This window comes from Dehalococcoides mccartyi 195 (assembly GCF_000011905.1).
Classification (GTDB): Bacteria; Chloroflexota; Dehalococcoidia; order Dehalococcoidales; family Dehalococcoidaceae; genus Dehalococcoides; species Dehalococcoides mccartyi.
Window position 1 is genome coordinate 668,298 of sequence record NC_002936.3, and the last position, 20,139, is coordinate 688,436.

Annotated in this window: 19 protein-coding genes and 3 tRNA genes; 13 read left to right on the forward strand and 9 right to left on the reverse strand. The window is 47.5% G+C overall.

Annotation, left to right across the window (positions count from 1 at the left end):
- Nucleotides 1–15 precede the first annotated feature (15 nt).
- The 9 genes from DET_RS03785 to DET_RS03825 all read left to right on the forward strand — a co-directional run bounded on the left by DET_RS03785 (nucleotide 16) and on the right by DET_RS03825 (nucleotide 8,056).
- Nucleotides 16–588, forward strand: coding sequence for a 2-oxoacid:acceptor oxidoreductase family protein (locus DET_RS03785; RefSeq protein ID WP_010936463.1), 573 nt, complete (start codon nucleotides 16–18; stop codon nucleotides 586–588).
- Nucleotides 581–877 carry a 4Fe-4S binding protein gene (locus DET_RS03790; protein ID WP_041223350.1) on the forward strand — a complete coding sequence of 99 codons (297 nt, stop codon included), beginning with the start codon at nucleotides 581–583 and terminating at the stop codon, nucleotides 875–877. The genes DET_RS03785 and DET_RS03790 overlap by 8 nt, the downstream gene beginning before the upstream one ends.
- Nucleotides 877–2,049: a transketolase C-terminal domain-containing protein gene (locus DET_RS03795; protein WP_010936465.1), complete on the forward strand. Its 1,173-nt coding sequence runs from the start codon at nucleotides 877–879 to the stop codon at nucleotides 2,047–2,049. Before DET_RS03790 ends, DET_RS03795 begins: the two co-directional genes overlap by 1 nt.
- Nucleotides 2,049–2,990 (forward strand): pyruvate synthase subunit PorB, encoded by a 942-nt coding sequence (gene porB, locus DET_RS03800; protein ID WP_010936466.1) that lies wholly within the window; start codon nucleotides 2,049–2,051, stop codon nucleotides 2,988–2,990. Before DET_RS03795 ends, porB begins: the two co-directional genes overlap by 1 nt.
- A complete protein-coding gene (locus DET_RS03805) occupies nucleotides 2,966–3,445 on the forward strand; it encodes a complex I 24 kDa subunit family protein (RefSeq protein ID WP_010936467.1) in 480 nt (159 codons plus the stop codon). Before porB ends, DET_RS03805 begins: the two co-directional genes overlap by 25 nt.
- On the forward strand, nucleotides 3,438–5,309 hold the full coding sequence (locus DET_RS03810) for an NADH-quinone oxidoreductase subunit NuoF (protein WP_010936468.1): 1,872 nt from the start codon (nucleotides 3,438–3,440) through the stop codon (nucleotides 5,307–5,309). Before DET_RS03805 ends, DET_RS03810 begins: the two co-directional genes overlap by 8 nt.
- A gap of 12 nt (nucleotides 5,310–5,321) precedes the next feature.
- Nucleotides 5,322–5,990 carry a 2Fe-2S iron-sulfur cluster-binding protein gene (locus DET_RS03815; RefSeq protein ID WP_010936469.1) on the forward strand — a complete coding sequence of 223 codons (669 nt, stop codon included), beginning with the start codon at nucleotides 5,322–5,324 and terminating at the stop codon, nucleotides 5,988–5,990.
- 107 nt (nucleotides 5,991–6,097) lie between these two features.
- Nucleotides 6,098–6,175 (forward strand) — tRNA-Pro (locus DET_RS03820).
- Between the two features lie 411 nt (nucleotides 6,176–6,586).
- Nucleotides 6,587–8,056, forward strand: a complete 1,470-nt coding sequence (locus DET_RS03825) for a dihydrolipoyl dehydrogenase family protein (protein ID WP_010936470.1) — start codon at nucleotides 6,587–6,589, stop codon at nucleotides 8,054–8,056.
- A gap of 35 nt (nucleotides 8,057–8,091) precedes the next feature.
- Here the strand turns inward: DET_RS03825 and DET_RS03830 are convergent.
- Nucleotides 8,092–8,166 (reverse strand) — tRNA-Gly (locus DET_RS03830).
- 149 nt (nucleotides 8,167–8,315) lie between these two features.
- Here DET_RS03830 and DET_RS03835 point away from each other — a divergent pair.
- Together DET_RS03835 and DET_RS03840 are read left to right on the forward strand one after the other, a co-directional pair.
- Complete coding sequence (locus DET_RS03835; RefSeq protein WP_010936471.1) at nucleotides 8,316–8,702, forward strand: zinc ribbon domain-containing protein; 387 nt, start codon at nucleotides 8,316–8,318, stop codon at nucleotides 8,700–8,702.
- 16 nt (nucleotides 8,703–8,718) lie between these two features.
- A tRNA-Ile gene (locus DET_RS03840) sits at nucleotides 8,719–8,793 on the forward strand.
- Between the two features lie 71 nt (nucleotides 8,794–8,864).
- Here the strand turns inward: DET_RS03840 and DET_RS03845 are convergent.
- On the reverse strand, nucleotides 8,865–9,662 hold the full coding sequence (locus DET_RS03845) for an SDR family NAD(P)-dependent oxidoreductase (protein WP_041223351.1): 798 nt from the start codon (nucleotides 9,660–9,662) through the stop codon (nucleotides 8,865–8,867).
- 146 nt (nucleotides 9,663–9,808) lie between these two features.
- Here DET_RS03845 and hflX point away from each other — a divergent pair, with 146 nt between their 5' ends.
- Together hflX and DET_RS03855 are read left to right on the forward strand one after the other, a co-directional pair.
- A complete protein-coding gene (hflX, locus tag DET_RS03850) occupies nucleotides 9,809–11,017 on the forward strand; it encodes a GTPase HflX (RefSeq protein WP_041223352.1) in 1,209 nt (402 codons plus the stop codon).
- 9 nt (nucleotides 11,018–11,026) lie between these two features.
- Nucleotides 11,027–11,230 (forward strand): hypothetical protein, encoded by a 204-nt coding sequence (locus tag DET_RS03855; protein ID WP_010936474.1) that lies wholly within the window; start codon nucleotides 11,027–11,029, stop codon nucleotides 11,228–11,230.
- Nucleotides 11,231–11,847: 617 nt separating this feature from the next.
- On the opposite strand, the gene DET_RS03860 is transcribed toward DET_RS03855, so the two are convergent.
- From DET_RS03860 to dxs, 7 genes are all read right to left on the reverse strand, one after another.
- Entirely contained in the window at nucleotides 11,848–13,014 is a 1,167-nt protein-coding gene (locus tag DET_RS03860) for an LL-diaminopimelate aminotransferase (protein WP_010936475.1), read from the reverse strand.
- The gene (dapF, locus tag DET_RS03865) at nucleotides 13,001–13,855 is read right to left on the reverse strand and encodes a diaminopimelate epimerase (protein ID WP_010936476.1); all 855 of its coding nucleotides are present in this window, start codon (nucleotides 13,853–13,855) and stop codon (nucleotides 13,001–13,003) included. The genes DET_RS03860 and dapF overlap by 14 nt, the downstream gene beginning before the upstream one ends.
- A complete protein-coding gene (miaA, locus tag DET_RS03875; RefSeq protein ID WP_010936477.1) occupies nucleotides 13,852–14,829 on the reverse strand; it encodes a tRNA (adenosine(37)-N6)-dimethylallyltransferase MiaA in 978 nt (325 codons plus the stop codon). Before miaA ends, dapF begins: the two co-directional genes overlap by 4 nt.
- A gap of 60 nt (nucleotides 14,830–14,889) precedes the next feature.
- Nucleotides 14,890–15,645, reverse strand: coding sequence for a triose-phosphate isomerase (tpiA, locus tag DET_RS03880; protein ID WP_010936478.1), 756 nt, complete (start codon nucleotides 15,643–15,645; stop codon nucleotides 14,890–14,892).
- 11 nt (nucleotides 15,646–15,656) lie between these two features.
- On the reverse strand, nucleotides 15,657–16,862 hold the full coding sequence (locus tag DET_RS03885) for a 2,3-bisphosphoglycerate-independent phosphoglycerate mutase (RefSeq protein WP_041223353.1): 1,206 nt from the start codon (nucleotides 16,860–16,862) through the stop codon (nucleotides 15,657–15,659).
- Nucleotides 16,855–18,048, reverse strand: a complete 1,194-nt coding sequence (locus DET_RS03890; RefSeq protein ID WP_010936480.1) for a phosphoglycerate kinase — start codon at nucleotides 18,046–18,048, stop codon at nucleotides 16,855–16,857. Before DET_RS03890 ends, DET_RS03885 begins: the two co-directional genes overlap by 8 nt.
- Before the next feature lie 100 nt (nucleotides 18,049–18,148).
- Complete coding sequence (gene dxs, locus DET_RS03895) at nucleotides 18,149–20,050, reverse strand: 1-deoxy-D-xylulose-5-phosphate synthase (RefSeq protein WP_041223354.1); 1,902 nt, start codon at nucleotides 20,048–20,050, stop codon at nucleotides 18,149–18,151.
- Nucleotides 20,051–20,139 lie beyond the last annotated feature (89 nt).

The following is a 20,139-nucleotide window of genomic DNA, read 5'->3' on the forward strand; positions in this document are numbered from 1 at the left end:
ATTACCACCATAGACATGAAACATTTTATTGAAATCAGATGGCATGGGCGTGGCGGTCAGGGTGCGGTAACCTCAGCCGAGCTTATCGCTCAGGCGGCAATTGGCAAGGGAAAATATGCCCAGGCTTTCCCCAGTTTCGGGCCTGAACGCAGAGGAGCTCCGGTTCAATCTTTCAACCGTATCAGTGATGATAAACCTATCCGTGAGCGTTCCGGTATAAGCGAGCCGGATATTGTGGTAGTACTTGACCCCAGTCTGGTTATTATCGGCAACGTTATTTCCGGGCTTAAAGAAGGCGGTACTCTTATTATAAATACCACTAAACCGCTGGATTATTTCGTATCTGAATATGGTGACCGCTGGAAAATAGCCACAGTGGATGCCACCGCTATTGCCAAAGAATTACTGGGTGTCAATATCGTTAATACAACCATGCTTGGCGCTCTTATCAAGGCTACCGGTCTGGCAGGTATAGAAGACTTCGAAGAACCTTTGAAACACCGCTTCGGAAAGCTGGCTGCCAAAAATATGGCGGCTATGAAAAAGGCCTTGGAAGAGACCGCTGTAAAGGAGCTTAAAGTTGGCTAAACAGGAAAATAAGATTACCTGGCAGGAAATGACCCCTGGCTGTATAGTCAGTGAACCCGGAAATGCCAGTCAGTATAAGACTGGTGACTGGCGTTCCCAGCTGCCTGTGCATAATTTTAAAAAATGTATCAAGTGCGGCTTGTGTTATGTATTCTGCCCCGAAGCTTGTATAAATGAAACCAAAGAGGGCTTTTTTGAGGCCGACCTTTTCTATTGTAAGGGTTGCGGTATCTGCGCCCATGAATGTCCCACCGGGGCTATTGTTATGAAGGATGAGGAGGAGAAATAATGGCCAGAGTAGGCGTAGAAGTTTCTATCGCTCTGAGTGAGGCAGTCGGGCTTTGCAATGCTGATGTTATTGCCGCTTATCCCATTACTCCTCAGACACATATTGTTGAGCATTTGGCCGAGATGGTGGCCGATGGAGAACTGGATGCCGAATATATCCCGGTAGAATCTGAGCATTCGGCTCTGAGTGCCTGCCTGGGCTCGGCGGCAGCCGGTGCCCGCACCTTTACCGCCACTGCCGGTCAGGGGCTTGAGCTCATGCACGAAGTGCTTTATGTGGCTTCATCCATGCGGCTGCCCGTCATAATGGCGGTTGCCAACCGGGCTCTTTCAGGCCCCCTTTCAGTTTGGGGTGACCACTCTGACGTCATGTCCTGCCGGGATATAGGCTGGATACAAATATTTACTGAAAACGGGCAGGAAGTAGTTGATAACGCTATCTGTTCTTTTAAAATAGGCGAAGATAAGAGGGTGCTTTTACCTGTTATGGTTCACCTGGACGGTTTCCATCTGTCCCATGTTATTGAGCCTATTGATATGCCTGAGAGAGCACAGGTAGATGCTTTCCTTAGCGTTAATGATTACCCCTATGCCCTGAATCCTGATAACCCCCATGCTATGGGTGACTTTGCCCCTCCGGTGGTCTTCACCGAAGCCAAGTGGGCCCAGGAACAGGATTTTCAAAAATCTAAAGCCGTTATTCTGGAAGTCTGGAAAGACTTTGAAAAACAGTTTGGCCGTTCTTACAAACCGGTTGAAACCTACCGCACCGAAGGTGCTGAGAACCTGTTGTTCACCATGGGCAGTTTTTCTGAGACTGCCATGGCCGCCATTGATAAAATGCGTGATGATGGTATGAGTGTCGGTCTGGTAAGGCTGCGGCTGTGGCGTCCCTTCCCGTTTGAAGAGTTGCGGGACGCGGTTAAAGATGCCAAAAACCTTATTGTTCTGGACCGTGCTCTGTCAATAGGCGGTCCGGGCGGGCCGGTCTGCTCTGAAATTAAGGCTGCTTTGTATCCGCTGGAGAAAAAGCCCAAGATTGTCAGCATTATCGGCGGTTTGGGCGGACGGGATATAACTGTTGCCAATTTTGAAGATATCATGAAAAGAGGTCTGGAGATTGCTGAAAAAGGCAGTCCCAACGAATACGAAATATATGGAGTGAGGGCGTGATGCAGAACTATTCAGTATTTGTTCCCAAGCTACTGCCCAAGCGTGAGTTATTTGCCCCCGGTCATCGCGGGTGTATAGGTTGCGGTGAGGCTCTGGCAGTTCGTCTGGCTACCAAGGCTATGGATGAAAACACCATAATAGTGAATGCCACCGGCTGCATGGAAATTATCGCTTCCCAGTACCCGTATACCTCATGGCGTTTACCCTGGATACATACCCTGTTTGAAAATACAGCCGCAGTTGCCTCTGGCGTTGAGTCAGCTATAAAGGTGCTTAAACGGAAAAAGAGGATAGAGGACAGGGATATAAAGATTGTAGCCATTGGCGGTGACGGTGCAACTGTGGATATTGGTCTTCAGGCACTTTCAGGCGCTATGGAACGCGGGCATAACTTCACTTATATCTGTTTTGACAATGAAGCTTATATGAATACCGGTATCCAGCGTTCCTCGGCTACCCCTTTCGGTGCGTCCACCACTACCTCACCGGCCGGTAAAGTAGGCAAAGGCCAGTTCTCATGGAAAAAAGATATGCCGGCCATAGCTGTGGCCCATAATATTCCTTATGTGGCTACCTGTTGCCCTAGCTATCCTTTTGATATGATTGAAAAAGTAGGTAAGGCCCTGGCGGCTGACGGTCCGGCCTATATACACTGTTTATCTGTTTGTCCCACCGGCTGGCGCTGTGCCACTGAAGATACCGTGAAGATAGGGCGTTTGGCAGTTGAAACCGGTGTTTTCCCGCTGTATGAGGTTGTTAACGGCCAGTACAAAATGAGCATGGAAACGCCTGAGCTTAAGCCTTTGCGTGAGTACACCAGTCTTCAGCGGCGGTTCCGCCACCTGACAGAAGAATCTCTGGACCTTATTCAGGAAAGAGTTCAGCTGGAATACAATAAGATTGCAGAGAGGGCGGCATGTGCACCGAAACTAGAGAAATAGTAGCGCCAAAAGTTAAAAATATTCTGGATAAATATGCCAAAGACAAGGGTATGCTGGTAGCTATACTGCAGGATATCCAGACTGAGTTCAACTATCTTCCCCGTCCCGCTCTGGAGACCGTAAGCGAGGGCTTGGGTGTTCCCATGAGCCAGGTTTACAGTGTGGCCACTTTCTTCAAGGCTTTCAGCCTGAAACCCAAGGGCAAACACTCTATTCATGTATGTATGGGTACTGCCTGCCACGTACGCGGTGCTAATAAGATACTGGATAAACTGGTTGAAAAACTGGGTTGTTGTGCCGGTGAAAATACCGCAGACATGAAATTCAGCCTTGATGCCGTAAACTGCGTGGGCGCCTGTGCTTTGGGGCCTGTGGTGGTAGTGGACGGGCAGTATGTAGGCAATATGACTACTGAAAAGGTCAAACCTTTGATTGAGGGATGCCAGGATGATTAATACAGCAATTAAAAAGTTTAACAGTGTAGCCGAACTTGAGGCCAAACGGCAGGAAATCCTTAAAGACAGGAATTCCCAAAAGACGGTTATTGCTATTTGCTGCGGTACCGGCTGCCAGGCTTACGGGGCTAAAAAAGTTGCCGATGCCTTTGAGGAAGAGCTTTCCAAAGCCGGTTTGGGAGATAAGGTTGAGGTCAGAACTACTGGCTGTCACGGCTTTTGCGAACGCGGCCCGCTGGTAGTTATCCGCCCCCAGAATATTTTTTATCAGCGCCTGAAGATTTCAGATATACCAGAAATCATTGAAAAAACCATAAAAAACAATGAAGTTATTGAACGCCTGCTGTATGTTGACCCCATGACCAAAGACAAAAAGGTGCATGAACATGATGTGCCTTTCTATAAAAAACAGATGCGTCTGGTTTTCGGCAACAACGGCAATATAGACCCTACCTCTATAGATGACTATCTGGCGGTGGGCGGCTATAAATCCTTGGCCAAGGCTATATCTGGCCTGAAGCCGGAAGAAATTGTGGAAGAGGTTATCAAATCCGGACTGCGCGGACGGGGCGGCGGCGGTTTCCCCACCGGCTGGAAATGGAAGTCCTGCCGGGACGCCCATGACCCGGTAAAATATGTAATCTGCAACTGTGACGAGGGTGACCCGGGTGCGTTTATGGACCGCTCACTTATGGAGGGCAATCCCCATAGCGTTATAGAAGGCATGATTATCGGTGCTTATGCTATTGGCTCTCATGAAGCTTATATTTATATCCGTGATGAATATCCTATGGCTGTAAAGCACGCCCTTTTGGCTATAAAACAGGCCGAAGACTATGGTCTGCTGGGTGAAAACATACTGGGCAGCGGCTTTGACCTGAAAATCCATATCAACCGGGGTGGCGGTGCCTTTGTCTGCGGTGAGTCCACGGCCCTTATGGCCTCTCTGGAGGGCAAGGTCGGCGAACCCCGTGCCAAGTATGTTCATACCTCTGAAAAGGGTCTGCATGACAAGCCTACCACCCTGAATAATGTGGAAACCTGGGCTAATATACCCCTGATTATAGAAAAAGGAGCAGACTGGTTTAACAAAATAGGTACAGAGGGCAGCAAGGGAACCAAGATATTCTCACTGGTGGGTAAGGTAAACAATACCGGCCTGATTGAGGTTCCCATGGGTATTACCCTTCGGGAAATTGTATATGATATAGGCGGCGGCATTCCCAAAGGCAAAAAATTCAAGGCTATTCAGACCGGCGGCCCTTCAGGCGGCTGTCTGCCCGAAAGTATGCTGGATTTGCCGGTAGACTTTGATGAACTTACCAAGGCCGGTTCTATGATGGGTTCGGGTGCCATGATTGTTATGGACGAAGATAACTGCATGGTGGAGATTGCCCGTTACTTCCTGAGCTTCCTTGAAGGAGAATCCTGCGGCAAATGTGTACCCTGCCGTGAGGGTGTCAAGCGTATGCGCCAGATTCTGGAAAGAATAACCAAGGGCGAAGGCGAAGAGGGAGATATAGAGCTTCTGGAGCAGCTTTCACAAGCGATACAGGACGCTTCTTTATGTGCTTTGGGCGGCAGTGCTCCTAATCCGGTTTTATCTACCATTAAATACTTCCGTGATGAGTACGAAGCCCATATCCGCCAGAAGACCTGTCCGGCTAAGGAATGTAAAGCCCTTATAACTTATAACATCATTGATGCCAATTGCCCCGGCTGCGGTTTATGTTACAAAGCCTGTCCGACAGGGGCTATTATTTCACAGGGTAAAAAGATGCCGGTCATACTTGACCAGAGCAAATGTACTAAATGCGGTGCGTGTTTTGATGCTTGTAAGCTCCACGCCGTAGAAATCAGATAAGGTAGGGTGGCTATGATAAATTTAACCATAGACGGCAAGAAATATCAGGCAGAAGAAGGTCAGACAATACTGGAAGTAGCCAACCGGCATGGTATTTTTATTCCTACCCTATGCGTAGATGAAGCGGTTTCAGCTTATGGAGCCTGCCGTTTGTGTATGGTGGAAATTGAGCGGAAAGGCCGCAAAAAACTGGTGGCTTCCTGTCTGTATGAGGTTGAAGAGGGTTTGGCTGTCAGCACCCAGAATGAGCGGATTGCCAATATCCGCAAGACTGTTATAGAGCTGCTGCTGGCACGCTGTCCCCAGTCCGAGGGTGTTCAGGCTATGGCTAAGAAACTGGGGGTTACCTGCTCCCGGTTTGAAAGTGAAAAACCTGAAAATCTGTGCACCTTATGCGCCCTTTGCACCAGAGTTTGCTCTGAGGTAGTGGGTAAGAGCGCTATAAGCCTGGTAAGCAGGGGCACCAGCCGTGAAGTAGCCTTGCCCTATTACGAAGATAAAACAGATTGTATTGCCTGTGGTTCGTGTGCTTATATCTGCCCAACCGGGGCTATAAAGATGGAAGACGGGAATGGTATGCGTACTATTACCTGGCCTAACTGCCAGGTCAGCTTTAACTTAAGCGCTGTGCCAAGTGCGGCGCCGAATGGATTCCCGAAAAACAGGTCAAGCATATCTTGAATACCACCGAGGTTCCGGCAGAGTTTTTTGATATCTGCCCTGATTGCCGCTAGTCCTGGGGCAATCGTCCTTGACCCTATAATATAGCTTTGTTATACTGGCGCCTGCGGGGTGTAGCGCAGTCTGGTTAGCGCGCAGCGTTTGGGACGCTGAAGTCGGAGGTTCGAATCCTCTCACCCCGACCAGGCCCTTTTTTTCTAAACTCTATCCTGGCCTTCCATATGTTTCCAATCTGTATATTCCAGTCTACCTGGCTTCTGTTTTGTGCCTCTTTATTTCAGACTAACTCTTCATATTTAGACTAACTTTAAAAGCTGTTTTTGCCCTCTTGTGCCAGAGTTAATTGCATTTGACTGCCTTAAGAAGATATACAGCCAAGTTTCAGAATGGATATTTTAGTTTGTAAGCTTAGTTTCTTTTTTACTCAAAAAAGCATTGACTTGCCGCTAGTGCCTGATAGAATAAAATTAACATTTGCCTGGCTGTAGATTACATAATATAAAGATTGGTTCGCTGATATAGAGTGTGAACGGGGTGGGGGAGGGATTAGATTCTGTGTTGGGTTAAGAGATTTGCCAGGCAGAAAGAGAACAGATATGAAATATCAATATGATTTGGTGGTTATCGGTGGCGGGCTGGCTGGATTTACTGCCGCTGTTTTTGCAAATGGTCTTGGCAAAAAAGTGGCCATAGTGGAGAAGGGTAAGCTGGGCGGGGCTTGTACCTGGAATGCCTGCGTGCCGTCTAAGGCTTTACTCCAGCTGGGTCTGCGTATCCGTCAATTAAACAACTATAACCGCAGCGGTACCAAACTGGCCAGCGTAAACTTGCAAACAGAAAATGTTATGCCATACCTGCACTCGGTGCTGGAAAATATTTCCCGGATTGATGATTTTGCAAGTTTAGTAAACACGGGCATAGATATATTAAATGGTGAGGCGGTATTCAACGGCCGGCATCAGGTAAGTCTAAACGGACAGCTTATATCTGCCAAGCACTTTATTATTGCAACCGGCTCAAGCCCGGCAATTCCCCCAGTAGAAGGACTGTCTGATATACCCTATTATACTAATGAGACTGTCTTTGACATAAAGGCTATACCATCTTCTATGATAGTGTTAGGCGGGGGTCCGGCCGGTATTGAGTTGGGGCTGGCTTTTGCCTGGCTGGGCTGCAAAGTAGATATCATTGAAATGGCAGACCGTATATTGCCGAAGGACGATACCGAACTAAGTGCCTTGTTACTGGAATACCTGAATGCTGAAGAAAACTTAAATATTCATATATCCACTAAAGCTGTTCGCTTTCAAAGTCAGACTGATGGCAGTCTGAAACTTGAAATGCAGACGCGTGAAGGCAAGATTAGTGAAATATCTTCCGAGACGGTGCTGGTAGCAGTAGGCAGACGGGCAAATGTAGCCGGTCTTGCACTGGAAAAAGCTGGTGTTAAGTATACCCCCCGGGGTATCAGTATCAATAACAGGCTTCAAACCAGCTCTTCAAACATCTTTGCAGCCGGTGATGTGGCCGGACCTATCCAACTGGGTATGATGGCTGAAAAACAGGCTATTTTGGCGGCAAGTAACGCCTGCTTGCCGTTTAAGCAGAGCATTAGGTATGAAGATGTGGCTTGGGTAACATATTCCGAACCTCAAATGGCTCATATCGGTTTAACCGAGGATGAAGCCCGGCGGAAATATGGTAATAATGTGCGGGTTATCCGCTATCCGCTTACTAAAGTGCGCCGGGCGGTTATGGACCATGATACCCGCGGTCTGTGTAAATTTATACTTGATAAAAATGACAGGCTGATAGGGGCACATCTGCTGTGTTCTCATGCCGAAAACCTTGTCCATGAACTGCAAATAGTAAAGTGCCTGAATAAGCCGCTTTCAAAACTGCATACCATTCCCCATATTTATCCTACTTATGAAGAAGGGATAATAAAACGGGCAGCGGATATCAGCTATACAATAAAAATGCAGCGCAATCCATTTGTCAGGCTGGTACTGCGCTACTGGCCTGGTTATAAGGACAGGCTGGATACAGTGATAAGCCGGCTGTAAGGCTTTCAGTTAGATATATAAACAGGGGGAAAGTATGGAGCGGGAGACGGGGCTCGAACCCGCGACAGCCTGCTTGGAAGGCAGGAACTCTACCACTGAGTTACTCCCGCTGATTTTGTATGGTTATTCTAACCTGAACACCCTGACATGTCAAAGGTGTTTTATGAGTAAAGACAGCAGCTTTTCTGCTTGAACGAAGATATAAAACGTGTTAGAATTCTTTGCAGATTAAAGACAACAAGTTCATCGGAGGTAACTCATGCCAATCTATGAATATTCATGTTCAAAGTGTAACAAGGTCTTTGAACTTATGAGGCCACGGAGTGAGTCCAGTTTGTCTGCTACTTGCCCTGTTTGCAATGCGGATGCACCCCGTATTATTTCGGATTTTACCCATGGGGTGGCTTTTGCTAAAGATGGAGCTGAATCCCGCAGAGACTCTGCTAATGAAAAGATGTGGATTTCCCAGCAAAAAGTAGCTGAAGATAAAATTAAAAATCCTGATCCGTTGAAAAAATGGCGTGAAGAGCGTGAAAAAACCTGCGGCAAAGGGCCTGAAGCCTGGGTGGAATATGCCAAACAGGAAGAGGCTAAAGAACAGAAGGTCAAAGATTACGGCACTGGTTTTACCGGACGCGAAGTATAAAACAGTTTTATCCTGAGGGCTCGTAGCTCAAGGGCAGAGCGGGCGGCTCATAACCGCTTGGTCGTAGGTTCGAAACCTACCGAGCCCACCATATATATAGAAAGCAAAGAGGGGGAGTGAAAACTCCCCCTCTTGTTATTTAAGAAATTACTCTTAGGTCTTTTAGACCAGAAGAGCGCCGCCGTCAGCTACAATTACCCCGCCGACCATATAATCGGCAGCTGCGCTGGCCAGGAAAAGGACTACTTTGCCGATATCGTCCGGTTCGCCCATCCGTTTGAGCGGCAGCTTTTCTACAAAAGATTTTGATAGCTCCATTAATTGTTCGGTTGACATACTTCCGCTGGGCGTCAGCGCGGAAGCGCCGGGAGTGTTTATACCGCCTGGGGCAACGGCATTAACCAGTATGCCATGGGGTGCCCATTCCTGTGCCATAGCCTTGGTCAGCATTATTACCCCGCCCTTGGATGCGTCATAATGAGATAAGTTGCCGGTGGGGCGGAAGCCGTCTATAGAGGCAATGTTTATTATCTTACCGCCGTGTTTTGCCGCTATCATGGCTTTGGCGGCTGCCTGTGAGAAAAACATAAGCCCTTTAAGATTTATGCCAAGGGTTTTATCCCACATGGCTTCGGTCATATCTATGGCAGGCATAAAGCGATAAATGCCGGCATTATTCACCATAATATTCAGGTCGCCAAATTCTTTGATGGTGGCATCTACGACTTTTTGAGCATCACTTATATTACTTACATCAGCCTGGATTGCCGCCGCCTTGCCTCCGAGAGCCTTAATTTCAGCTGCGGTCTTTTGGGCGACTTCAAGGTTTAAGTCCGGAATCATTATACTGGCACCTGCTTCGGCCAAACGCATGGAAATACCTTTTCCAATACCCATTGCACCACCGGTTACAATAGCCACCTTGCCGCTTAGGTCAAATAACTCGGCTACGGTCATCATGGTCTTTCCTCCTAACAGTATTAATCCATTGGTACTAGCCCTTATTTATTTTGATTTATCAGGCGGGTGTGTGTCAATACCTGATTTAACTTAATTATGTGAGCAATATGGTATATAATAGATAAATATGTATTTACTTTACATAACTGGAGGCTATTATTAATAAGGCATCTATAAATAGCGTAATAATTCAGCCGGAAAAAGCTGTTCTGGTGGCGGTGGATACTGATAATAACGCAAACTGGGATATAGAGGATTCTTTAGATGAGTTAGCTCAGTTGGTGCTTACTGCCGGTGCAACAGTGGTAGGGCGTTTGACCCAGAAACTTCAGGCACCTGCCCGAAACTCATACCTGGGAAAAGGCAAACTGGATGAACTGGTTGAATTGAAAAAAGAACTTGGCTATAACCTGGTCATTTTTGATGATGAACTTTCGCCTATTCAGCAGAGATTACTGGAAGAAGCGCTAGGGGTTAAAGTCATTGACCGGGTAGCGCTCATCTTGGATATATTTGCTAAACATGCCCATACCCGTGAGGGTCAGCTTCAGGTAGAGCTGGCTCAAATGCAGTATATATTGCCCCGGCTGGCCGGCCAATGGAGTCATCTTGAAAGACTTGGCGGCGGGATAGGCACCAGAGGCCCGGGTGAATCACAGCTTGAAACCGATAAACGTATTATCCGTACCAAGATACGCAACCTTCAAGAACAGTTGGACGACGTAACAACTCACCGGGACTTATACCGGGAGAGAAGGCGTATGCGGGGCGTGCCGGTGGTTTCCCTGGTTGGTTATACAAATAGCGGTAAGAGCAGCCTGCTTAATGCGGTGGTCAAAGCTGATGTATTGGCTGAAAACAAACTTTTTGCCACGCTTGACCCGACTACCAGGAGAATGTATATAAACGGACTTGGTAATGTACTGCTGACAGATACAGTAGGGTTTATCCGGAAGTTACCCCCGGCTATTGTGAAGGCTTTTAGGGCTACGCTGGAAGAAATAAACCAGGCAGACCTGCTGGTGCACGTGGTTGACATAACAGCGAAAAATGCCTTTGAACAGTGCCAGACAGTGGAAAAAATACTTGGAGATATGGGGGTAGCTGAAAAACCCCGCCTGACGGCTATGAATAAGATAGACCTGAAGCTGGATAACAGCCGCAAATGGACTGAAGATGAGGCTTTAAGCTTATTGAAGGCGGAATGCCCGGTGGCGGAAGATACAGTGCTTATTTCAGCTGCGAAGCACTGGGGCTTAGCTGAATTTAACCTCAGGCTGAAAGAAAAATTGATTGGCATGGGGTTTAATCCCGGATACGCGGTTTATGATGAAGATGTCGGCGGAAAGAAATAACGGTGATAAATGGAAAAAGAACTGGCTGATAGTATGATGTCCTGTCTGGATGAATTATCAAAGGTGCTTAGCCGCCGGAGAGAATTATTGTCCAAAAAGGGTGCCTGTGAAGACTATTATTTCTATTATGATTTAGCAGCTATAGATGAAGAAGAAACAAAGGCTCTGAACAAGCTAAATGAGCTTGGCCAGACGGGAGATACAGCCGAATAAACGTATGAAATATACAAGCCTCTAGAATCCAAATCTAGGGCTTTTGTAAGGGTGGGCAATACAATCCCCTTAATAAATTATTACCCTTTAATGTATTATGCTCAATTAACATCAGCATAACTTACTATTAGTAGGTTTTAGGCAGTGTGATTGCTGTTGAGCAGCGGGGTCAAGGCCTGTAGGGTATTGGCTAAATTTTCTGAACAGTTTTTCTAAAATATCCATGTATTTATCTGTAAGCAAAAGTCAGAGATATATTACAAAATATATATAAACTATTTTCCTGATTATTGGTTTGTGGTGGAACCCTTAAAATTAAGCTTTGGAATGGTTCGCACTATATATGTTATGTAATAAACACGAGTAAAAATACAACTTAACATAAATAATGCAGTTAAAAATATATTACAAATATTTCGGTTTGTGCAAGTTTTAGCCTCCGTTTTGAGTTTCCATCTGAAATAAATTTTAGTCATAAAGAATTTATGCAATCCTGATTAGGTGCTGATTAAAACCCCCCTATCTGATTGTGCTGTTTACTTAATAAATAACGACTCACTCCGGGATTCTTTTTGTGCCGAAGCGGGTCGTTATTAGTACCGTTACTTATCTGTTATCTATGCTTGGCTCTTGAAGTTGGCAAGCTTGGCAATGCCTTTTTCCAGTTGTTCGTCAGGTACGGTCAGTGATAACCTTATGTACCCTTCGCCGGATGTGCCATACCCCGTACCTGGTGTAACTACAACACCGGTTTTATCCAGAAGTTCAGTAGCAAAGCTGGCTGAAGTATAGCCTTCGGGTACAGGTGCCCAGATATATAAACTGGCTTTTGGGGCTGTAACCTCCATACCGATGTTGCGCAGGGCTTCCACCAGGCGGTCACGGCGGCGCTGATATACGGCGCAGTTCTGGCTAATCACATCTTGGGAGCCGTTCAAAGCCGCTATTGCCATCAGCTGGATAGCCTGAGGAATACCTGAGTCAAGGTTGGATTTAAACCGCCGCAGGGCGTCTATCATTTTGGCATTGCCAACGGCCATGCCAATCCTCCAGCCGGTCATATTGTAGCTTTTGGAAAGAGAATGAAACTCTATCCCTACCTCTTTGGCACCATCAGCTTCAAGAAAACTTACAGGTCTGTAGCCGTCAAAAGCTATTTCAGAGTACGGTCCGTCATGGCAGACTGCCAGATTGTGTTTAGCGGCAAATTCCGCTGCTTCCTTAAAAAAGTCCAAGCCTGCCACTGCACCGGTGGGATTGTTGGGATAGTTTATCCAGAGAATTTTGGCTTTAGAAAGTACATCTTGCGGTATGGCGTTAAAGTCCGGCAGGAAGTTGTTTTCTTTGTTCAGCGGCATATAAAATACCTCTGCGCCTGCCAGCTGGCTGCTGATGGCATATACCGGATAGGCCGGGTCTGGCACCAGTGCAACATCACCGGGATCAAGAAAGCACCAGGCAGCGTGCCCTATGCCCTCTTTTGACCCTATAAGAGGCAATACCTCGGTATCAGGGTTTAGTTTTACCCCGAACCGTTTTTCATACCACTCTGCCATAGCCTTACGCAACACCGGCAATCCTTCGGTTTCGGGATAGCGGTGATTAGCCGGGTCTTCAGCCGCTTTGCAAAGTTCCGCCAGTATATGTTTGGGCGTCGGTAAATCAGGGTCGCCAATAGCGAAACTGATTACCTCTTCGCCTTTAGCGCGTTTCTCAGCTATCTTTTTGCTTATCTGGACAAAAAGATACGGCGGCAGATTTTCAATCCGTTTAGACAGTTTCATCTTTCAACCATTCTCCCGTGTATATAATTTCAGCTTTTCCGGTCAGATAGACGTCATTATGGCCATCCCACTCAACGCCCAGTGTTCCGCCCGGTAACTTTATGTAAACAAATTTTCCGACATACCCAAGTATTTGGGCGGCAACCGCCACGGCAGATGCTCCGCTGCCGCAGCCCAGAGTCTCCCCTACCCCCCGTTCCCAAACACGTACTTTGATATGTTCACTGTCCAGAATGTTTGCAACCTCAAAGTTAGTGCGTTTGGGAAAGGCTTTATGAGTTTCCACCAGTGGGCCAACTTCACCTAGGGGGAATTCTTCTACAGATTTGGTGCAAAAGTGTATGGCATGGGGGTTGCCCATGGATACCAGGGAAAGGAGTAATCTGCGGTTATTGATATTTAACGGAAAGTCAGAAATAAGCTGCCCGTTATAGTATTTGGGGTCCGGTTCGGCGGCAACAGGTATTTGGTGGGCTTCAAACATGGGTTTACCCATGGTGGTACGTATCCGCCCGTCGGCAAATATCTGGGCATTGCGTATGCCTGCCAGAGTCTCAATGCTTAGTTCATCCCTGTTGCCAATCAGATTGTTGGCAGCTATGTAATGAATAAGACAACGCAGACCGTTGCCGCAGATTTCGGCCTCAGAGCCGTCCGCGTTAAATATCCGCATACGGAAATCAGCTTTGGCTGAAGGTAAAATAAGCATCAGCCCGTCAGCCCCGGCACCGAAATGCCGGTGGCACATGTGGAGTGCCAGTTTTGACCAGTCTTTATCCTCACCCTGAGGGTCTATCAGCACAAAGTCATTACCTACACTTTGTAACTTAGTAAATTTCATTCTTTTCCTCCGTCAGCCAGGAAATTACGGACTAAATTGATAATCCCGCTATCCATGCTTTCTTCCAGTGTTATCCAGTGTATATCAGGGTCAGCCAGCCGGAAATAAGTATTCTGCTGGCGGATTAGGCGGTGAGTTTCAAACTGCATTTGCTCAATTGCCTCACTCAGGCTGATTTCACCCCCTATATATTTGGCTATCTGGCGGTAACCTATGCCGGACATAGACGGTAAAGTAGCCGCATAGCCCTGTTCCAGCAGATGGCGGACTTCCGCTTCCAGCCCTTGTTCTAACATTTTTCCCACCCGCAAGTCAACGGTGCGGTAAAGTTCTTCACGGGCTAAATGAATACCGATTTTAAGTACTCTGTACGGAGGCGGGTTTTTAGTCTGCAGCTTGGAAAATTCAGCACCGGTTTTATTTATAACCTCCAGTGCCCGTACAACCCGGCGGATATTGCGGGGGTCTATTTTGGCTGCTGCTTGGGGGTCTTGTTTTACAAGTTCTGCAAAAATAGACGCCCCCCCTTCTTTTTCGGCTTTTTCAAACATGGCCGCCCGGAAAGTTTCGTCAGGGGCTATCTGGGGAATACTCCAACCTTCAAGGACTGCTTTCAGGTATTGACCGCTTCCCCCAACCAGTATTGGCAAACGGTTTTGGGTATGCAGCTTATTTATGGCCTGATAAGCCAGTGACTGGTATTCCGCCAGGCTGAAAGGCTGGTCAGGCTGGATAAAACTGTACAGGTAGTGAGGTATTTCTGACATTTCTGCCGGTGTGGGTTTGGCGGTGGCTATATCCATCTGGGAATATATCTGGCGGCTATCCGCATTGACTATTCCGGCAGGAATTTCTCTGGCCAGTTTCAGGGCTAAGGCGCTTTTGCCAGAGCCGGTGTTGCCCAGAATGACCAGTAGAGGCGCTAAGGGCGGATTTGGGGCGGTTGCTTTGGCGGTGCTGTCAGTTCTCTTCATTGGCTCTCTTACAGGGCCTAAAAGGGGTTTAGGCAAACTATGATTAACTAATATCCCCGTTTATTTTCTTACATCAGCAGCCTGGCGGCATATGCTGACAAAAGACTCTGCTTTCAGGGAAGCTCCGCCTACCAAAGCTCCGTCTATATCTGACTGGCAAAGAAGTTCGGCAGTATTTTTTTCATTTACGCTGCCGCCATATAGAATAGGCGTAATCCGGGATGCGGTATTGCCCCATATATCACCCAATACCTTGCGGATATAACTTATAGTGTTATTGGCTTCCGCTGCAGTGGCAGCCTTGCCTGTGCCTATGGCCCAGATAGGCTCATAGGCTATTATGATACTGCTTGGGTTAATCCCGGCTAAAGCCTCTTTCATCTGGGTTTCCAGTATTTGGCGGGTCTGGCCGTTTTCATTCTCTTCCAGTTTTTCGCCCACGCACACTATTGGCATTATACCTGCCTGAAGGGCGGCTTTTATCTTCCGGTTAACTACTTGTCCGGTCTCGCCGAAATAGGCCCGCCTTTCAGAGTGGCCTATAATCACATATGGGCAGATATCTTGCAGCATCAGGGGGGAAATTTCTCCGGTGTAAGCCCCTTTTTCTTCGTAGAAAAGGTTTTGAGCACCCAAATGGATACTGCTGCCGTCCAGTATGGTTTTTACCGGGGCTAAAGATATAAACGGCGGGCAGACTATTTTCTGAATGCCGCTTATTTGGTCAAGTTCATATTTCATGCCTTGCACTAGTGTACAAGCTTCGGAAAGAGTGGTATTCATTTTCCAGTTCCCGGCAATAATAATCTGTCTCATACGGCTTGCTCCTAGGCTCCGAATTTACCGAGTTTAAGGGCATTAGCCATGGCCAGCGGCATAATATCAGTGGCGGGTATATGTCCCAGTCCGCCCTGCAGGCAGTCTGTTTCGGAAAAGCGGCAGACTTTGTCCGGACGGCAATATTTAGAATAAATAAGCACCGGTACTTCGTGCCAGCTGTGTCCCTCTATAACGGCCGGGGTGGAATGGTCACCGCTTACGGCCACCACATCCGGCTTTAAGGCCAGTATTTCAGGCAGTACCTTATCCAGTTCTTCCAGTGCTTTTACTTTGCGCTCAAAGTCACCGTCTTCACCGGCGGCATCTGTGGCTTTTACATGGATAAAGAAAAAGTCGTACTTTTCAAAGTTAGCCTTGTAAGTGGCTATTTCATCATTCAGGGTCGGGCCGGTGGGTAATACATCCATACCCACTACCTTTGAAAGTCCCCTGTACATGGGGTAACTGGCAATAGCGGCCGTTTTAAGCTTATAAATCTCATTCATAGTGGTAAAGCAGGGTTTTTCTGAAAACCCCCGCAGAAGTATCATGTTTGCCGGGGCATGGTCTTTGAGGGCGTTGGCTGCAAACTGCAAAAACTGGTTTGCTACTCTGGCCATAAGGCCGGCATCTTCAGCTAAGGGTTTGACCTCTTTGGGGGCAGCCCCAAGCTTTTGAGGGTCTGAATCAGTCACCTTTTCAGACAAACCGCTGCCGCGGAATACTACCACCAAACGGTGGTCTTTGACCGGTTTTACAATTACCTGAATGCCTTCGAACTCTTGTCTGTCCAGAAGGGCGCAAAGTTTAGCACTGACTGTGCTTGAAACCCGCCCGGCTCTGCGGTCACAAATCAGCCCCTGCGCATCTACCGTGCAGAAGTTTCCGCGGGTTGCCACATCTCCGGGCCTCAGATCAAAATCTATACCCAGCGCTTCCAGCACGCCCCGTCCTATAAGGCAGTCAACCGGGTTATAACCGAAAAGTGCCAGATGGCCGGGGGCACTGCCGGGGGTTATACCGGCTGCAACCGGGCTGGACATGCCGCAGATGCTTTTACCGGCTAATTCGTCCAGATTTGGGGTATGGGCAGTTTCAAGTTCGGTCTGCCCGCTTTCGGGGTGGGGTAAACCGCCCAGTCCGTCTATTACCAGCAGTACAATCTTGCTGGGGGTCGCTTGGGATAGCTCTTTCATCAGGTTTAATTTATTCATGTTTTTTTGCAAGCACCTCTACGCCGGGCAATTTTTCACCGCTGAGAAACTTGAGTGAAGCTCCGCCTCCGGTAGATACGAAACTCATTTTACTGGCAATATTCAGTTCGGTCACAATTTCAGCTGTAGAACCGCCGCCGATAATAGTAGTACCGTGCAGGCGGGTCATGGTGTTTACCATTGCCCTGGTGCCCTCTGAAAACTGGGGTATTTCGTAAATGCCCATAGGCCCGTTCCAGAAGACTGTTTTGCACTTCTCAAGCTGCTTGGTGAAAAGGGTAATGGTAAGCAGCCCAATATCTACAATTTTGGCTGTGGGGGGTATGTTTTCCACGCTTACGTTTTCTGCTTTGGCATCAGGGCCTATTTTATCAAATGTTATCAGTACATCATCCGGCAGGACAATCTTAACATTTTTAGACTTTGCTTTATCCATCAGCATTTTAGCAGTATCCAAGCTGTCATCAATAAGAGAGTCACCTATCTCCAGCCCTTGTGCCTTCAGGAAAGTGGCAGCCATGCCTCCGCCAATAAGAATAGTATCTACCTTATCCATAACGTTTTCCAGCATGCCCACCTTGTCACTTACCTTGGCACCCCCCAGCAGTATCATAAAGGGTCTGGGCGGGTGTTCCAGCACTTTTCCCAGAGCATTAAGCTCCTTTTCAAGGAGAAGCCCGGCCACTGCCGGCAGGTATTTGGCCACACCTACAATAGAGGCGTGTTTGCGGTGGGCAGTGCCAAAGGCGTCATCTACATATATATCAGCCAAATCTGCCAGTTTTCTGGCAAAGGCAGGGTCATTGGCTTCTTCTTCCGGGTGGAAACGCAGGTTTTCCAGCAGCAGCACCTGTCCGTCTTCCAGCGCGTTTACCTTTGCGGTTACCTCATCTCCAATACAATCAGAGGCTGTAAGCACTTCCTGCCTGAGTATCTCTGACAAACGTTTTGCCACCGGGGCAAGACGCATACTTTCTACTACCTTGCCATCCGGCCTTCCCAGGTGGCTGCATAAAATAACTTTGGCCTGGTGATCCAGCAGATAATCAATAGTAGGTATAGCTGCCCGTATGCGGCTGTCATCATTTATACTGCCGGTCTCTGCGTTTATAGGAACATTGAAGTCCACTCTCACCAGAGCTTTTTTACCAGAGAAATCCAGATCTCTGATTGTTAAGTTTTCCATGAACGCTCCTGAAAAGGTCTTATTATTCATAACCGATGCCGGTCTGATTTCCGAACGGCTTCGGGTTATAGCTGGTAATAATTTTCAGCAGTTGGTTTTTCTATGGGCAAAGTATCTGCTGGTGTTTTGCTTCACCGGTATTAGCCATTAAGGATAATACCTTTTGGGCTATGCCTTTCCCGTCCAGACCGTATTTGGCACGAAGCAGGCTCTGGTTGCCATGTTCTACAAATTTATCCGGTACGGCGATATTGGCAATCTTGACCGCATTAACCAGCCCCGCCTCTGCCAGAATAGTATTTATCCGGCTGCCCAGCCCCCCGGAAAGCACGTTTTCTTCAACTGTAATAAGGTATTTATGGTTTCCGGCTATTTTTAAAATAAGCTCAGTATCAAGCGGGCTTATATAGCGGTTATTTACCAGCGTAGGTTTGATACCGCTTTCGGCCAGTATCTCCATAGCTTCTTTGGCAAATGCAACACTCTTGCCGGTGGCAAAAATGGCTATTTCACTGCCGCTGGCAAGAACTTCATTTTCCCCTATTGGAATATTACGTAAAGTTCCTTCTGTCTCAACCCCCTCCCCAAATCCCCTGGGATAGCGGAGGGCAAAAGGTTTGCCGGAATTGACAGCGGTGTAAAGGAGGTGCTGCAGGTCGTTTTCGTCAGATGGAGCGGTGACTATCATATCCGGTATAAGAGACATGAAGGAAAGGTCAAAAATACCCTGATGGGTTTTCCCGTCATCTCCTACAATCCCTCCCCTATCAATAGCGAAGACCACCGGCAGTTTTTGCAGACAGACGTCATGGATTATCTGGTCAAAACTGCGCTGGAGGAAAGTAGAATAGATAACTACTACCGGTATATACCCTTGGGTAGCCATTCCGGCTGCAAAAGTGACGGCGTGCTGTTCGCAAATACCCACATCAAAGACCCTGTCCGGGAAATCTGCGGCAACTTCACTCAGCCCGCAGCCGTCAGTCATGGCGGCGGTTATGGCTACTACTTTGGGGTTATCAGACATGATTTTATGTAATGTCTGTCCGAATACCTGGCTGTAGGAAAGCCCGTGCCCGCTCTTAAGCCCGCCTGATTTGGGTGCAATACCGTGGTATTTTACAGCATCAGCTTCAGCATCATCATAGCCTTTGCCTTTTTTGGTAATCATATGGATAAGCACCGGCTGGGATTCAAAATCCTTGGCGCATTTAAGTGCGGCCTCAAGTTCACGGATATTATGACCGTCTACCGGACCAAGGTAAATAAAGCCCAATTCCTCCCAGAGACTGCCGGGCAGCATAGACTTTTCAAATTTACGTTTAATGCTCTTGGTAAAAGCCCAAACTGATTTGCCGAAAGGCATATTGGTAATAGTCTGTTTGGCACCCCGTTTGGCAAATTCAAAACGCGGGTCAAAGCGGACGTTATTTAAAAACTTGGATAAAGCCCCTGTAGAGGGAGATATAGCCATGCCGTTATCGTTGAGTATGACTATAAATTTGGTATGCAAATGCCCGGCATTGTTTATAGCCTCAAATGACATACCGCCGGAAATAGCCCCGTCTCCGATTACTGAAATAACACTGTAATCTTCCTTGGCTAAGTCACGGGCTACCGCCATGCCCAGTCCGGCTGATATGGAGGTGCTGGCATGTCCTGCACCAAAAGGGTCATGCGGGCTTTCATCACGGCAGGTAAAGCCGGATAATCCTCCATGCTGCCTAAGAGTGGCAAACTGTTCACGGCGGCCTGTCAAAAGCTTGTGGGCATAAGACTGATGCCCCACATCCCAGATTATTTTATCTTTGGGGCTTTCAAAAACACGATGCAATGCAATAGTAAGCTCAACGACGCCTAAGCTTGAGGCTAAATGTCCCCCGTTTAAAGTCACCCGGTTAACGAGTTCTTCACGGATTTGGACAGCCAGCTCTCTTAATTCGTCCAGAGTAAGCTTTTTCAGGTCTGAGGGACTATTTATTGTGTCTAGCAGTTTTGACATTTGCAAGTTATGCGGAATAGAAATTTCCAATCCCGTATGCAAATTATAGTAACAGTTGTGTTCATACTAGTCAAGCTAGAAAAAGATTG

Bases quoted from the DNA above. Each gene is read 5' to 3' on its own strand.
- DET_RS03785 (WP_010936463.1), top strand. From the start codon at position 16: ATGAAACATTTTATTGAAATCAGATGGCATGGGCGTGGCGGTCAGGGT.
- DET_RS03795 (WP_010936465.1), top strand. From the start codon at position 877: ATGGCCAGAGTAGGCGTAGAAGTTTCTATCGCTCTGAGTGAGGCAGTC.
- porB (WP_010936466.1), top strand. From the start codon at position 2,049: ATGCAGAACTATTCAGTATTTGTTCCCAAGCTACTGCCCAAGCGTGAG.
- DET_RS03805 (WP_010936467.1), top strand. From the start codon at position 2,966: ATGTGCACCGAAACTAGAGAAATAGTAGCGCCAAAAGTTAAAAATATT.
- DET_RS03810 (WP_010936468.1), top strand. From the start codon at position 3,438: ATGATTAATACAGCAATTAAAAAGTTTAACAGTGTAGCCGAACTTGAG.
- DET_RS03815 (WP_010936469.1), top strand. From the start codon at position 5,322: ATGATAAATTTAACCATAGACGGCAAGAAATATCAGGCAGAAGAAGGT.
- DET_RS03825 (WP_010936470.1), top strand. From the start codon at position 6,587: ATGAAATATCAATATGATTTGGTGGTTATCGGTGGCGGGCTGGCTGGA.
- DET_RS03835 (WP_010936471.1), top strand. From the start codon at position 8,316: ATGCCAATCTATGAATATTCATGTTCAAAGTGTAACAAGGTCTTTGAA.
- DET_RS03845 (WP_041223351.1), bottom strand. From the start codon at position 9,662: ATGATGACCGTAGCCGAGTTATTTGACCTAAGCGGCAAGGTGGCTATT.
- DET_RS03855 (WP_010936474.1), top strand. From the start codon at position 11,027: ATGGAAAAAGAACTGGCTGATAGTATGATGTCCTGTCTGGATGAATTA.
- DET_RS03860 (WP_010936475.1), bottom strand. From the start codon at position 13,014: ATGAAACTGTCTAAACGGATTGAAAATCTGCCGCCGTATCTTTTTGTC.
- dapF (WP_010936476.1), bottom strand. From the start codon at position 13,855: ATGAAATTTACTAAGTTACAAAGTGTAGGTAATGACTTTGTGCTGATA.
- miaA (WP_010936477.1), bottom strand. From the start codon at position 14,829: ATGAAGAGAACTGACAGCACCGCCAAAGCAACCGCCCCAAATCCGCCC.
- tpiA (WP_010936478.1), bottom strand. From the start codon at position 15,645: ATGAGACAGATTATTATTGCCGGGAACTGGAAAATGAATACCACTCTT.
- DET_RS03885 (WP_041223353.1), bottom strand. From the start codon at position 16,862: ATGAATAAATTAAACCTGATGAAAGAGCTATCCCAAGCGACCCCCAGC.
- DET_RS03890 (WP_010936480.1), bottom strand. From the start codon at position 18,048: ATGGAAAACTTAACAATCAGAGATCTGGATTTCTCTGGTAAAAAAGCT.
- dxs (WP_041223354.1), bottom strand. From the start codon at position 20,050: ATGTCAAAACTGCTAGACACAATAAATAGTCCCTCAGACCTGAAAAAG.